The 13,120-nt window shown below is 73.3% G+C and carries 14 protein-coding genes; 4 read left to right on the plus strand and 10 right to left on the minus strand.

Going from position 1 to position 13,120, the window contains the following annotated elements; genetic code table 11:
- Nucleotides 1-159: 159 nt before the first annotated feature.
- Both QSK00_RS04405 and QSK00_RS04410 read right to left on the minus strand, forming a co-directional pair.
- Entirely contained in the window at nucleotides 160-1,275 is a 1,116-nt protein-coding gene (locus QSK00_RS04405) for an LLM class flavin-dependent oxidoreductase (protein WP_285588003.1), read from the minus strand.
- A gap of 175 nt (nucleotides 1,276-1,450) precedes the next feature.
- Entirely contained in the window at nucleotides 1,451-1,666 is a 216-nt protein-coding gene (locus QSK00_RS04410) for a dodecin (RefSeq protein WP_285588004.1), read from the minus strand.
- 593 nt (nucleotides 1,667-2,259) lie between these two features.
- Here QSK00_RS04410 and QSK00_RS04415 point away from each other — a divergent pair.
- Complete coding sequence (locus tag QSK00_RS04415; protein WP_285588005.1) at nucleotides 2,260-3,507, plus strand: acyl-CoA dehydrogenase family protein; 1,248 nt, start codon at nucleotides 2,260-2,262, stop codon at nucleotides 3,505-3,507.
- Nucleotides 3,508-3,581: 74 nt separating this feature from the next.
- Here the strand turns inward: QSK00_RS04415 and QSK00_RS04420 are convergent, their stop codons facing one another.
- Nucleotides 3,582-3,938 carry a nuclear transport factor 2 family protein gene (locus QSK00_RS04420; protein WP_285588007.1) on the minus strand — a complete coding sequence of 119 codons (357 nt, stop codon included), beginning with the start codon at nucleotides 3,936-3,938 and terminating at the stop codon, nucleotides 3,582-3,584.
- Nucleotides 3,939-4,311: 373 nt separating this feature from the next.
- Here QSK00_RS04420 and QSK00_RS04425 point away from each other — a divergent pair, with 373 nt between their 5' ends.
- Nucleotides 4,312-4,626, plus strand: coding sequence for a hypothetical protein (locus QSK00_RS04425; protein WP_285588009.1), 315 nt, complete (start codon nucleotides 4,312-4,314; stop codon nucleotides 4,624-4,626).
- Nucleotides 4,627-4,760: 134 nt separating this feature from the next.
- Complete coding sequence (locus QSK00_RS04430) at nucleotides 4,761-5,903, plus strand: LLM class flavin-dependent oxidoreductase (protein WP_285588011.1); 1,143 nt, start codon at nucleotides 4,761-4,763, stop codon at nucleotides 5,901-5,903.
- Between the two features lie 73 nt (nucleotides 5,904-5,976).
- Here QSK00_RS04430 and QSK00_RS04435 read toward each other — a convergent pair whose 3' ends face one another.
- The 6 genes from QSK00_RS04435 to QSK00_RS04455 form a co-directional block, all read right to left on the minus strand.
- Nucleotides 5,977-7,284 carry an MFS transporter gene (locus QSK00_RS04435; protein ID WP_285588013.1) on the minus strand — a complete coding sequence of 436 codons (1,308 nt, stop codon included), beginning with the start codon at nucleotides 7,282-7,284 and terminating at the stop codon, nucleotides 5,977-5,979.
- Nucleotides 7,281-8,453 carry an LLM class flavin-dependent oxidoreductase gene (locus QSK00_RS04440; RefSeq protein WP_285588015.1) on the minus strand — a complete coding sequence of 391 codons (1,173 nt, stop codon included), beginning with the start codon at nucleotides 8,451-8,453 and terminating at the stop codon, nucleotides 7,281-7,283. Before QSK00_RS04440 ends, QSK00_RS04435 begins: the two co-directional genes overlap by 4 nt.
- A gap of 111 nt (nucleotides 8,454-8,564) precedes the next feature.
- The gene (locus QSK00_RS30375) at nucleotides 8,565-8,648 is read right to left on the minus strand and encodes a putative leader peptide (RefSeq protein WP_352231104.1); all 84 of its coding nucleotides are present in this window, start codon (nucleotides 8,646-8,648) and stop codon (nucleotides 8,565-8,567) included.
- A gap of 55 nt (nucleotides 8,649-8,703) precedes the next feature.
- Entirely contained in the window at nucleotides 8,704-9,219 is a 516-nt protein-coding gene (gene msrA / locus QSK00_RS04445) for a peptide-methionine (S)-S-oxide reductase MsrA (RefSeq protein WP_285588017.1), read from the minus strand.
- 56 nt (nucleotides 9,220-9,275) lie between these two features.
- Nucleotides 9,276-9,470: an Lsr2 family DNA-binding protein gene (locus tag QSK00_RS04450; RefSeq protein ID WP_285588019.1), complete on the minus strand. Its 195-nt coding sequence runs from the start codon at nucleotides 9,468-9,470 to the stop codon at nucleotides 9,276-9,278.
- Nucleotides 9,471-9,498: 28 nt separating this feature from the next.
- Nucleotides 9,499-10,596 (minus strand): LLM class flavin-dependent oxidoreductase, encoded by a 1,098-nt coding sequence (locus QSK00_RS04455; RefSeq protein ID WP_285588020.1) that lies wholly within the window; start codon nucleotides 10,594-10,596, stop codon nucleotides 9,499-9,501.
- A gap of 83 nt (nucleotides 10,597-10,679) precedes the next feature.
- Here QSK00_RS04455 and QSK00_RS04460 point away from each other — a divergent pair, with 83 nt between their 5' ends.
- The gene (locus tag QSK00_RS04460; RefSeq protein ID WP_285588021.1) at nucleotides 10,680-11,882 is read left to right on the plus strand and encodes an NAD(P)/FAD-dependent oxidoreductase; all 1,203 of its coding nucleotides are present in this window, start codon (nucleotides 10,680-10,682) and stop codon (nucleotides 11,880-11,882) included.
- Here QSK00_RS04460 and QSK00_RS04465 read toward each other — a convergent pair.
- Nucleotides 11,873-13,048 (minus strand): acyl-CoA dehydrogenase family protein, encoded by a 1,176-nt coding sequence (locus QSK00_RS04465; RefSeq protein WP_285588022.1) that lies wholly within the window; start codon nucleotides 13,046-13,048, stop codon nucleotides 11,873-11,875. The two genes, QSK00_RS04460 and QSK00_RS04465, sit on opposite strands and share 10 nt — an antisense overlap.
- Between the last annotated feature and the right edge of the window lie 72 nt (nucleotides 13,049-13,120).

Genomic DNA, 13,120 nt, shown 5'->3' on the forward strand with positions numbered 1-13,120 from the left:
TCTCGAACCCTGTCCTGCCCACAGCCGAGCAGGCTGGTCACCACCGTGACCAACCCACCCAGCGGGCCTGCTCAGTGTCCGCGATGTGCTGAGACATCAACTGTCCTCGATGTCCTGAGCACAGACACCGTCCCCTGACACGGATTAGTGCTCACGGGGCTACGCCACCTGTCGCGGTCGCCCCTCGGCCTCGCGACGCGCCACCTCGGCCCGGACCAGCGGGATGACCTCGCGACCGAACTCCTCGGCGTCGGCCAGGAGGTCGTACCCGCGGGCCGAGAGGATGTCGACGCCGAGGTCCCAGTAGTCGACCAGTGCCGCGGCGACCGTCTCCGGCGTCCCGACCAGCGCCGTCGAGTTCCCCCCGCCCCCGGTCGCCTTCGCCGTGACCGTCCACAGCGCGCGGTCGAACCGCTCGCCCCGCGCCGCGACGGCGAGCAGACGCTGGGAGCCGGCGTTCTCGGGGTTCTGCAGGCGGTGGCGGTTGGTCAGCGGCACCGCCCCGCCCTGCGTCCGCTCCTCGATACGCGCCACGGTCGCGTACGCCTTCTCCCACGCCGCCTCCTCGGTGGCGCCGAGGATCGGGCGGAACGCCACCTGGATGCGGGGCATCGTCGTGCGCCCCGCGGCTCTCGCCGCCGCGTGCACGGTGCGGATCTGCTCGGCGGTGTCGGCCAGCGGCTCGCCCCACAGGGCGTAGATGTCGGCCTCCGCCCCGCCCACGGAGTAGGCGGCGGCCGACGAGCCGCCGAAGCTCAGGTTCGGCCGCGGTGACTGCAGCGGGCGGACGTCGGCGACGAAGTCCTCGAAGGCGTAGTGCTCACCGGCGTAGTCCCACGGCTCGGTGCGCGTCCACGCCTGCTTGAGGATCTGCATGTACTCCCGCGTGCGGCCGTAGCGCTCGTCCTTGGACAGGCGGTCGCCCTCGCGGGCCTGCTCGTGGTCACTGCCGCCGGTGATCACGTGGACGGTCACGCGGCCGCCGCTGATCGCATCCATCGTCGCGAAGGTCTTCGCCGCGAAGGTCGGGATCGAGAGGTTGGGCCGGTGCGCGACCAGCAGCTGCAGGTCCTCGACGTGGTCGAGGATGTAGGTGGCGGCCTGCGCGGGGTCGGGGCTGCCCGACCCGTAGGCGGTGAGCACCCGGTCCCAGCCGTGGTCCCGGTGGGCGCGGGCGAGGCGCAGCGTGTACTCGGGGTCGAAGGCGGGGCCGCTGCGGGCTCCGGTCTCCGATCCGTCGTTCGTGGCGGCGATACCGAGGAACTCGACGGGCACGGCTGTACTCCTGGGGTTTCACGACGACGGGTGGGCGCGAGGGCCCGCCTCAGGTCGCGGAGCAGACCCGCTCGAGGTCGATGTGACGCCGACGCGTCAGGAGCGGCACGCATCCACCGTCCTCCGCGGGCGGCGGCAGGTCAACGGAGGCAGGAGCCGCCCGCGGAGGAGGTGCTCACTTCGTGTCGGTGAGGGCGAACCCGACCTTGAGGGTGACCTGCACGTGCCCGACCTCGCCGTTCTCGACGTGACCGCGGATCTCGCTCACCTCGAACCAGTCGATGTCCTGCAGGGTCGACGACGCACGGGAGATGGCGCCGCGGATCGCGTCGTCGATGCCCTTCTCCGAGGTGCCGACGATCTCGGTCTTGCTGTACGTGCTGTCCGCCATGGCGAGCTCCTGGGTGTCGGGGGGTCGAGAGACCGGCGCCCGGGCGGGCGACGGCGCGCCGCGGACGAGGGCCCACCGGGGGCCGGTCGCGGGACGGTCAGCCGCGCGGACAGGCCGCGCTGCAGCGTCGCCCGAGGTCGACGTGCAGGCGGCGCACCAGGCGTCCGGGCACGGGTCTCACCTCGTCGTAGCAGGTCGGCGGCGGGCCATCGTCGTCACGCGGGGAACGCCGGGGCAAGCCGGGAGGACGCGGATGTGACCGCGACCTCCCTCCGGGGACGGGTCCGTTGACACGGTGCGCGGCTCTCCGCTTCGGTGGAGCCCGTGAGCCGACCGACCGAGGTGCTGATCCCGGCACTGCTGACGGCGCGTCTGCACGTCGACCTGCTGCTGGTCGCCTCCAGCGCCTGTCGCCCCTGACCTCGACGGTCCCCGGCGCCCTCTGAGCGCGCCGCCGCACCGCGCGTCGTCCGCGCGATCTCCCCGGCGTCCCCGCACGCCGTCCCCGGCCCGGCGCCCGCACCACCGTGCGGTCCCGCGGCCGGATCCCACGCGCGTCGGCGAGGCGCGCACATCCTGGTGGAAGGACACCCATGACCGAGGTACTCGAGCCCTTCGTGACGGCCGCCCGCGACGGCGGGGCCGACTTCGTGGCTCTACCCGTCCCGGGCACGAGCGCCGAGTGGCTGGAGCGCGCCCACCTCGTCCGGCGCATCCTGGAGGTGGACGCCGCGGAGCGCGACGCGGCCGGCGCGACGCCCTACGACGAGGTGGCCGTCCTCAAGTGGTCCGGCCTGGTCACGCTCCTGGGCCCGACGGCGCAGGGAGGCGGGGGCCAGGACTGGACGGTGGCCTACCGGGTGGTCCGGGAGGTCGCCGCCGGCGACGGGTCGATCGGCCAGCTGCTCGGCTACCACTACCTGTGGTTCTGGGCGGCGCGCCTCGTCGGCACCCCCGAGCAGATCGAGGCCGTCGAGACGCAGGCCACGGCCGAGCAGTGGTTCTTCGGTGGGGCGGTCAACCCCCGGGACGACGACGTGGTGATCCACGACGAGGGCGACGAGCTCGTCTTCCACGGCAAGAAGTCGTTCTCGACCGGCAGCAACGTCTCCGACGTGACCGTCCTCGAGGGCGTCATCTCCGGCACCGACACGCATGTCTTCGCGATCGTCCCCTCGAAGCAGGCCGGCATCGTCTACCACGACGACTGGGACAACATCGGCCAGCGGCTGACCGAGTCCGGCGGCGTCACCATCGACGGGGTGCGGGTGTCGTGGGACCTGGCGGCCGGCTTCCGCGACAAGGTCTACCAGCCGCGGGTCTACAACACCCTGAACGTCCCGGTGATCCAGCTGGTGTTCGTCAACTTCTACCTGGGGATCGCGCGCGGCGCGCTCGACACCGCGGCGGAGTACACCCGCACCACCACACGCCCGTGGCTGCACGGCGGCCAGGAACGCGCGACGGACGAGCCCTACGTCATCGACGGCTACGGCGACCTGACGGCGAAGCTCTGGGCGGCCGAGGCCCTCGCCGACGCCGTCGCCCTCGAGCAGCAGGAGATCCACCGCGACCCCGATGCCCTGACCGAGCAGGCGCGTGGCGAGCACGAGGTCCGGGTGGCCGCGGCGAAGGCGGTCGCCACGGACGTCGGCCTGGCGGCCGCGAACACGATCTTCGAGCTCACCGGGGCCCGCGCGACCCGGGCCTCCCTGGGCTTCGACCGGTTCTACCGCAACGTCCGCACGCACTCGCTGCACGACCCGGTCGCCTACAAGCGCCGGGAGGTCGGCCGGTTCGTGCTGACCGGAGAGTTGCCCCAGCCCACCTGGTACAGCTGATCGCGGTGCGTCGACGGCGCCGTGCCGGGTGCCGAGGAGAGGGAGCGAATCCGAGGCCTGGGCGTCCGGAATCGCTACCTCTCCGTGGGGACCGGCGTGCCCTGGTGGAAGAGCACCCGCCACGGCCCGCCGGGATCCCGTCGCCAGACCGAGCTGCGCAGCACGGTCCGTTCCCGACGACGGGTCCGGTAGGTGACCAGGACGACGTCGTCCGCGAGCCGGACCGCCGTCTCGTCGGAGACCTCCAGCGGCTCGTGGTCGGCGGGGAACACGACCGTCAGGACCGACTCGCGGTCCCACACCCGCCCGGAGGCCCCGTACTCGCGGAAGTCCGGGTCGATCAGCGGGCCGGCCAGCTCCCGGGACCGCCGCACGTCGAGGTCGAGCAGCCGGAGCTCGAGGTCGATCACGGCGCGCAGCTCGTCGTCCATGGGGCCAGCCTGCAGGCCGGACCACCATCTTCTCGAGAGGATGTCCATGCCCGACCGCGGACAGCGCGGCCCGGGGGCTCCGACGCCCGTGACCGGTTCCCGCCGAGGCGGGGTCCGGTCGCGCCCTGACGGTCCGCGTCGCCCCCGGGCAGCTCTGGATCGAAGGCCCGTCGAGGGCGGCGTGCGCAGGACGAGGCTGGTGACGGGTGCCCCGGACGTGTCAGAGTGGTCGGCGTGACGGGACCCGGATCGCGACTCGTGCGCCGCACGTACGTGGATCTGCTGCGGGTCGTGTCCGCGGGGTGTCGGACGAGCTGAGCTCACCGTCCGACTCGTCGGTCCACGACGGACCGCCCCTCCCCGGAGGACTCCCGTGCCCGCGTCCCGCCCTGCCACCCGCACCGTCACCACCCGCCGCCGCACCGCGGTGCGCGACCCGCTCGAGCGGGCCGTCGCGGCCGGCATCCGGGCACTGCAGACCCTCGACTCCGAGGGCACCCGCGAACGTTGGACGCGGTGCCGCCGGGTCGAGACGGCGCTGCGCGCCGCCCTCGACGAGCAGCTCACGCTCGGCCCCTCCGACGCGGTCCCGGCCGTGACCATCGCGTGCGCCTATCTCACGGCCACCGACGTCGAGGAGGCCCACGCGGCGCTGCTCCTCGCCGCGGACCGCTTGCGCGGGCGCTGACCGCGGCGGCGGGAGAGGGGGACCCCGGTGCTCCGTCACGGCACCCTGCGCCGGCACGTCGACCTGGTGCGGACGGCCAGCGCGGTGAGTCCGGGGACGCCGATCCCCGTTCCCGCCCGTCCGGAAGGTGCACCGTGCCCTCGTCCGTCCCGCTCTCGATCCTCGACCTCGGCCCCGTCCCGGCCGGTGGCACCGCCGCCGACGCCCTGCGCAACACGATCGACCTCGCTCGCGTGGCCGAGGCGGCCGGATACCGCCGCTACTGGGTGGCCGAGCACCACCTGAACCCCGGCGTCGCCTCCTCGTCGACCCCGGTGCTCGCCGGGTTGGTGGCGAGCGCGACCTCGACGATCCGCATCGGGTCGGGAGCCGTGCAGATGCCGATGACCCCGCCGCTGCAGATCGCCGAACAGTTCGGCACGGTCGCCGCCGTCCATCCAGGCCGGGTCGACCTCGGTCTCGGCCGGTTCGACATCCACAAGATCCTGTCGATGGTGCGCGCCCGGTCGGCACCGCCGGCCGACGCGCCGCCTCCACCGCCCTCGCGGTACGTCGATGGGCTCCTGATCCCAACGCCGGGTCGGGTCCCCAGGGCGGACCTCTCCACCTTCGTCTCCCTGGCCGAGCGCTTCGGGATCGACGGCGAGGCGCCCGACCACCGCGAGCAGGTCCTGGAGATCCTCTCCTACGTGCACGGGACCGCGACTCGCGACGACGGCGCGCCGGTCCATGCGCTGCCGGCGGAGGGCACCGACCTCGACGTGTGGATCCTGGGCTCGAGCCCCGGCGTGAGCGCGCAGACCGCCGGCGAGCTGGGCCTGCCGTTCGCCGTCAACTATCACACGCTGCCGACGACGGTCCTCGAGACGGTGGCCGCCTACCGGGCCGCGTTCCGGCCCTCGGAGCGCCTGGACCGGCCCCATGTCATGGTCTCGGCCGACGTGGTGGTCGCGGACTCCGACGCGGCGGCCCGGGAGCTCGCTGCGCCCTACGGACAGTGGGTGCTCGACATCCGCACCGGCCGCGGCGCCCATCCCTACGTCACGCCGGCCCAGGCCCGCGCGCGCCGGTGGTCCGACGCCGAGCGGACCGGGGTCGCCGACCGGGTCGACACGCAGTTCGTCGGCTCCCCGTGCACCGTCCGGGCGGGGCTGACGACGCTGGTCAACGCGGTCGGCGCCGACGAGCTCCTCGTCACGACGATCACCACGGAGCACGCCGACCGGGTGCGTAGCTACGAGCTGCTCGCCGACGCGGTCGGGGCGGTCGCGGCCTGAATCGCCGCTCAGGACCGAGCGAGCGGCACCCTCGCGCACCTAGATGCTGCGACAGTGCCGCTCGCTCAGGGCACTACAGGTGCTCCAGCGGCCGGGCTTTCAGGGCGGCCCAGATGCTGACCAGCGCCGCGACGAACAGGTAGCCCGCCGCGTACCAGGGCGCGCCGCCGCCGAGGGCGAGCAGCGAGGTGAGGATCAGCGGGGTGAGCCCGGAGGCGTAGATCCCGCCGCCCTGGAAGGCGAGCGACATGCCGGTGTAGCGCGTCCTCGTCGGGAAGATCTCGGCGAACAGCGTCGACTCGGCGCCGCTGGTCAGGCCGTAGGAGACCCCGAGCATCACGATCAGCACCAGTCCGACGACCACCGTCGACCCCAGCCCGAGCAGCGCGAACGCCGGGAACACCCCGACGGCGAGGACCGCGCAGCCGATCGCGAACACCCGCCCGCGGCCGATCCGGTCGCCGAGGAACCCGGCCAGCAGCACGACGAACGCGGTCACCACGGCCGCCACGGTGACGGCGACGAGCATCTCGGTCCGCGGGAGCTTCAGCGTCGACACCGTGTAGGTGAGGACGAAGACGCCCCAGGTGTTGAACGACGCGCCCTCGGCCCACCGGGCGAGCAGACCGAGACCGAGGTTCCGACGCGACTCGGGATCGCGCACGACCTCGACCGCCGGCACCCGCGAGACCTCCGCCGCCTCCTGCAGGCGCCGGAACGCCGGGGTCTCGAGGACCGCGAGCCGCACGACGAATCCGATGATCACGAGCACGACGCTCGCGACGAAGGCGATGCGCCAGCCGTAGTCGATGAACGCCTGGTCGTCCATCACGGCACCGAGCAGGGCGAACGCCCCGGTACCGAGGGCGAGGCCGAGACCGAGGCCGATCTGCGGGGTCGCGCCGTACACGCCCCGCTTCCCGGGCGGGGCGTACTCGACGGCCATGAGGACCGCGCCGCCCCACTCCCCGCCGATCGCGATGCCCTGGATGACGCGGAGCAGCACGAGCAGGATCGGCGCGGCCACGCCGATCGCGGCGTACGTGGGCAGCAGCCCGATCGCCGCCGTCGAGAGCCCGGTGAGGGCCATCGTCACGATGAGCGTGCTGCGGCGGCCGACACGGTCGCCGATGTGGCCGAAGATCAGCCCACCGATCGGGCGGGCCACGAAGCCGATCGCGAAGGTGGCGAACGAGAGCAGCGTCGCGACCGTCGGGTCGCCGTTGCCGTAGAAGAGCTGCGGGAAGACGATCCCGGCCGCCGTCGCGAAGAGGAAGAAGTCGTACCACTCGATCGTCGTGCCGATGAGGGACGCCGCGAGGACGGTGCGGCCCTCGCGGCTCCTCGCGGACGGGAGAGCGGCGTCGGCGGTGGCGGTCACCGGGCGGCGCCGGCGAACGGCACGGACGCGGCGGGGGCGTCGAGCGCGCGGGCGGCCTCGGAGCCGGCGGCCGGGGTCCACAGCCCTCGGCGGCCGAGCTCGGCCAGGGGACCCTCGCCGACCCAGTAGGCCTCCTCCAGGTGCGGGTGACCGGACAGGACGAACTCGGTGATCCCGAGGTCGTGGTACTCGGCGATGCGGTCGGCGACCTCGGCGTGGCTCCCGACGAGCGCCGTGCCCGCGCCGCCGTGGACCAGCCCGACCCCGGCCCACAGGTTGGGGGAGACCTCCAGGTCGGCGGCGGTCTTCGCCCCGCCGTCGTGCAGGGAGCGCATCCGCTGCTGGCCGACCGACTCGCTCTTCGACAGCCCGGCCTGGACGTTCTCGATCATGTGCTCGGGGATGCCGCGCAGCAGCTCCTCGGCCTGGGCCCAGGCGGCGTCGGAGGTGTCGCGGGTGATCACGTGCAGCCGGATGCCGAACCGGACCTCGCGGCCCTCGTCGGCGGCCAGTTTGCGGATCCAGGTGATCTTCTCGGCCACCTGCTCGGGGGGCTCACCCCAGGTCAGGTACACGTCGACGTGCTTCGAGGCGACCTCGCCGGCCTTCGCCGACGACCCGCCGAAGTAGATCGGCGGCACCGGGTCGGGGACGCGCTCGAGCTTTGCGCCCTCCACGTGGACCTGCTCGCCCTCGAGCGTGACCTCCTCGCCGGCCCAGAGGCGGCGGACGACGTCGAGGAACTCGCCGGTGCGGGTGTAGCGGTCGTCCTTGTCGAGGAAGTCGCCGTACGCGCGCTGCTCGGAGGGCTCGCCGCCGGTGACGACGTTGACCAGCAGGCGCCCGCCGGAGTGGCGCTGGAACGTCGCGCCCATCTGGGCGGCGAGCGTGGGGGAGGTGCCGCCGGGGCGGAAGGCGACGAGGAACTTCAGCCGCTCGCTCTCGGCGGCCAGCATGGCGGTGGTGAGCCAGGCGTCCTCGCACCACGCGCCGGTGGGCGTGAGCGCACCCTCGAAGCCGACGGTCTCGGCGGCGCGGGCGATCTGGGCGAGGTAGCCGAGCGAGGCCTCGCGGGGCGTGCCGGCGGCCGAGGCGGCCATGCCGTGGCCGCCGCCGACGAGGCCGCGGGAGTCTCCGTAGGTGGGCAGGAACCAGTGGGCGGTGATCACGAGTGCGGGGGTCCGTTTCGGCTGGACGTCGACGTGCGCTCCGCGCTCGTGAGCACTCAAGGTCGCTACAGCGACCTTGAGTGCTCAGCTGCGGAGCACACCGGGCGGCGGTCAGCTCGGACACGCGCAGGCGGTGACCCGCTTGAGGTCGACGTGGCGCCGCTGGGTGAGCAGGCGCGTGCGGTCGACCGTCATGGGCGTCCATCCTCCGGTCGCCGGACGGGGCCGACAACCGGAGGTGACGTGGACGTCAGGCCTGCGCGGACTCGCTGCGCTTCGGCAGTTTCCAGTCCGGGCGCACCCAGTGGCAGGTGTAGCCCCACGGCTGGCGGATCAGGTAGTCCTGGTGCTCCGGCTCGGCCTCCCAGAAGTCGCCCGCCGGCTCCACCTCGGTGACGACCTTCCCGGGCCAGAGGCCGGAGGCGTCCACGTCGGCGATGGTGTCCTCGGCGATGCGCTTCTGCTCGTCGGAGGTGTAGTAGATCGCCGACCGGTAGCTGCGACCGATGTCGTTGCCCTGCCGGTTGCGCGTCGACGGGTCGTGAATCTGGAAGAAGAACTCGAGGATCTCGCGGAAGGAGATCTTCTCGTCGTCGAACACGACCTCGACGGCCTCGGCGTGGTCGCCGTGGTTGCGGTAGGTGGCGTTCGGGACGTCCCCGCCGGAGTAGCCGACGCGGGTGGAAATGACGCCGGGGCGACGACGCAGCAGGTCCTGGGCGCCCCAGAAGCAGCCGCCGGCGAGGATCGCGGTCTCGGTGGCCATGAAGGTCCCTTCTCTCGACTCGTCCTGCACAACGGATCCGGGAGCCCGAACCTTCCCTATTCGCGGCTCTGCCGCCGCCGGTACTGGTCGACGATCCCGGGCGGGAGGGGCCCCGACGACGAGACGGGCAGTCCTTGCTGGCGGGCCCACATGCGCACCGACCCGACCCAGCCGGAGATGGTGCCCGCGCGGGTCGGTTCGTCGGCGTCGTGGCGACGCAGGGGGGTGATGGGCTGGTGTGCTTCAGACATACCGCCACACGTACGCCTGTGGCCGCGATCACACAAGCGCTCTCTCCACGGCTCCCGCCCGCACCAGCGGCAGCAGGTCCCGGCCGTAGGCGGCGACGTCGTCGAACGGGTCGTAGCCGCGGAGCAGGAAGGTGCTCACCCCGAGGTCGGCGTAGTCGAGCAGGGCGGCGGCGACCGTCTCCGGGGTGCCCACCAGCGCGGTGGAGTTCCCGGCTGCGCCGCTCGCGGCCGCGGTCGGCGTCCAGAGGCAGCGGTCGTGCAGCTCGCCCTGCTCGGCGGCGGCCATCAGCCGCTGCGACCCGACGTTGGTGCGGGTGGCCTCGTGGCCCTGCCGGTTCGACGACCGCCCCGTGAACGACCCGCCGCCCCCGCCGGCTGCGACGATGCGGTCGAGGACGTCGTGCGCGCGGTCCCACGCCTGCTCCTCGGTGGCACCGAGGATCGGGCGGAAGGACACCGAGATCCCCGGCATCTGCGTGCGGCCCGCCGCCCGGGCCGCGGCGTGCACGGACGCGATCTGTTCGGCGGTCGCGGCGAGCGGCTCGCCCCACAGCGCGAACACGTCAGCGTGCTTGCCGCCGACCCGGTACGCGGCCTCGGACGAGCCGCCGAAGAAGATCGGGATCGGTCGGCCGGGGCGGACGTCGGTCTGGGCGTCGGCGACGTCGTAGAACTCGCCGTGGTGGTCGAACGGCGCCTCGGCGGTCCACGTCCGCCGCAGCACGTCGAGGTACTCGTCGGTGCGCCGGTAGCGGCCCTCCTTATCGACGTGGTCGCCGTCGCGGGCCTGGTCGGCGTCGCTGCCGCCGGAGATGGTGTGCAGCGCGACCCGGCCGCTCCCGGCGAACGCGTCGAGCGTCGCGAAGGACCGGGCGGCGAGGGTCGGGGCGACGAACCCCGGCCGGTGCGCGATCAGGAACCCGAGGCGCTCGGTCGACGCGGCCAGCGCGGCCGCCACCTGCAGGCCGTCCGGGGACGAGGCGCTGTGCCCGACGAGCACCCGGTCGAACCCGGCCTCCTCGTGGGCGGCGGCGAAACGCCGCACGAACCCGACGTCGAGAACGGGTCCCGACGGCGGGTGGATCTCCGAGCCGTACCGGGTGCTGAGCTGGCCGATGAACTCCACACCGGGGGGTGCCTTCGGCTGCTGAGCACTAATCCGTGTCCCGGAACGGATTAGCACTCACGAGCCGAAGGCACCCTCCCGTCATGCACATCGTGATCATCGGAGCCGGACTCGCCGGGACCACCACGGCGCAGACCCTCCGCGAGCAGGGGTACGACGGGGACATCACGCTCCTCGCGGGCGAGGACCGTCTGCCCTACGACCGGCCGCCGCTGTCCAAGGACTACCTGGCGGGCTCCTCGGGGGCCGACGACATCCTCCTCCAGGAGCGGGGCTGGTACGACGAGAACCGGGTCGCCCTGCGGCTCGGTACCCGGGCGACGGCGGTGGACCCGAAGGCCCACCAGGTGACGCTCGAGGGCGGCGACACCCTCACCTACGACAAGCTCGTCCTCGCCACCGGCTCCACCGCCCGCACCCTCGGGCTGCCGGGGGCCGACGCCGACGGCGTGCACACGCTGCGGACCCTCGCCGACTCCGACGCCATCAAGGCCGAGTTCGGCGAGGGACGCCACGTCGTCGTCGTCGGCGGCGGCTGGATCGGGCTGGAGGTCGCAGCCACCGCGCGCGGCGTCGGCACCGCCGTGACCGTGCTGGAGCACGAGGGGCTCCCGCTGCTGAAGGTCCTCGGGCCGGAGATGGCGCAGGTGTTCGCCGACCTGCACACCCAGAACGGCGTCGAGCTGCGCCCGCTGGTCTCGGTGGGGGAGATCGTCGTGGAGGACGGCCGGGCGACCGGGGTCCGGCTCGCCGACGGGTCGACCGTCGAGGCCGACGCCGTCGTGATCGGCGTGGGCGCCGCCCCCGACGTCGAGCTCGCCCAGGAGGCCGGGCTCGACGTCGAGGACGGGGTGCTCGTCGACGCCTCGCTGCGGTCCAGCGACCCGGACGTCTACGCGGTGGGAGACATCGCCGCGCACGACCACCCGACCTACGGCCGGCTGCGCGTCGAGCACTGGAACGCCGCGTCGACCCACCCGGCGACCGCCGTGGCCGCGCTGCTCGGCGGCAACGACACCTACACGGACGCGCCCTACTTCTTCTCCGACCAGTACGACCTGGGCATGGAGTACGTCGGGCACGCCCCGCAGGGCAGCTACGCGCGCGTCGTGACCAGCGGCGACGTCGACGGCCGCGAGTTCGTCGCGTCCTGGCTCGACAGCCGGGATCGGCTCCTCGCCGTGATGAACGTGAACGTCTGGGAGGGCCTCGAGGACATCCGCTCGCACGTCGGCTCGTCCGAGCCCGTCAGCGAGGAGACGCTGCAGGTCGTCGATCAGAAGTAGCCGTTGCGGGGCAGCTCCTCGCCGCTGATCGCGAGGCGGCCGAGGGCGCTCGCCCGGTACGACGCCGGGTTGTGCAGGGTCAGGGTGCGGATGTTGCGCCAGTGCCGGTCGAGGTTCCTCGCCCGGCTGGAGGCCGACGCGCCGCCGACGTCGAACAGCGTCGTCGCCGCGTCGGCCGCCACCCGGTCCAGATGCACCTTGACGGCGCTGGCGGCCACCGACGCCGCCCGGCCAACCTCGGCGGTGGGCTCCCCGGCGCGCACCGCGTCCTCCGCGACCTGCACCGCGTCGGCCGCCGCGAGGACGGCCGCCTCCGCGACCCAGGCCGCCGACGCGAGCCGGCCCACCGTCTCCTGCAGGATCGGGTCGTCGACGGGCTGCGCGGCGGGCGCATGGTCGAACGTCCGGGTGCGGGACCGGACCAGTGTCGCGGCGTCGGCGGCGACCGACCGCAGGATGCCCGCGACCAGCGCCTGCAGGTAGAGCTGGAGGAACGGCACGTCGGACGCGGGCCGGGGCTCGTGGCGGGGCCGGACGGTGAGGAACTCCTCGTCGGCGACGACGACGTCGGTGAACCGCGTCGTCCCCGTCCCGGTCCGCGACTGGCCCATGCCGTCCCAGTCGTCGACGACGGCGACCCCCGGCCGCGAGACGGGCACGAGCACCGTCGCCACCCGGTCGCCCTCGACGCGGGCCGCCACGGAGATCCAGTCCGAGTACAGCGTCCCGGTGCTGTAGTACTTGACGCCGTCGAGCCGCCAGCCGGCGTCGGTCTCCGTCAGCGTCGTCGTGAAGTCGTGGTTCCCCGCGGCGACCGCGCCCGTCTCGGAGATCGCGTTGCCGAACACCTTGCCGGCCCGGACCTCCTCGAGCCAGCGCGTGTGCCCACCCCGGACGAAGCCCAGCGTCTGGCTGTAGTGCGTGCGCAGCACGTGCGCGACGATCGGGTCGGCCTCGGCGAGGTCGATCACGAACCCGAGCAGCTCCCGGATCGTCGCGCCCTGCCCGCCCTCGTCGACCGGCAGCGCCAGGGCCCCCAGACCCGCCGTCGCGACGGCCTTCACCTGGTCGAACGGGCTGACGTCGGAGCGTTCCCGCTCGGCCGCGCCTGCCGCGATCCCGGCGATCAGCTCACGCAGTTCCGGGGAGCCGAGGCGCACGGTCACGCCCACCCCTTTCCCCGCACGAGGGGAACCTTCGCGCCATAAGAACGCTCAAATCGTCCCCTCGCGATCAGA

Origin of the sequence: Actinomycetospora sp. NBRC 106378, assembly GCF_030269685.1 — a bacterium.
In the GTDB taxonomy this organism is placed as follows: Bacteria; Actinomycetota; Actinomycetes; order Mycobacteriales; family Pseudonocardiaceae; genus Actinomycetospora.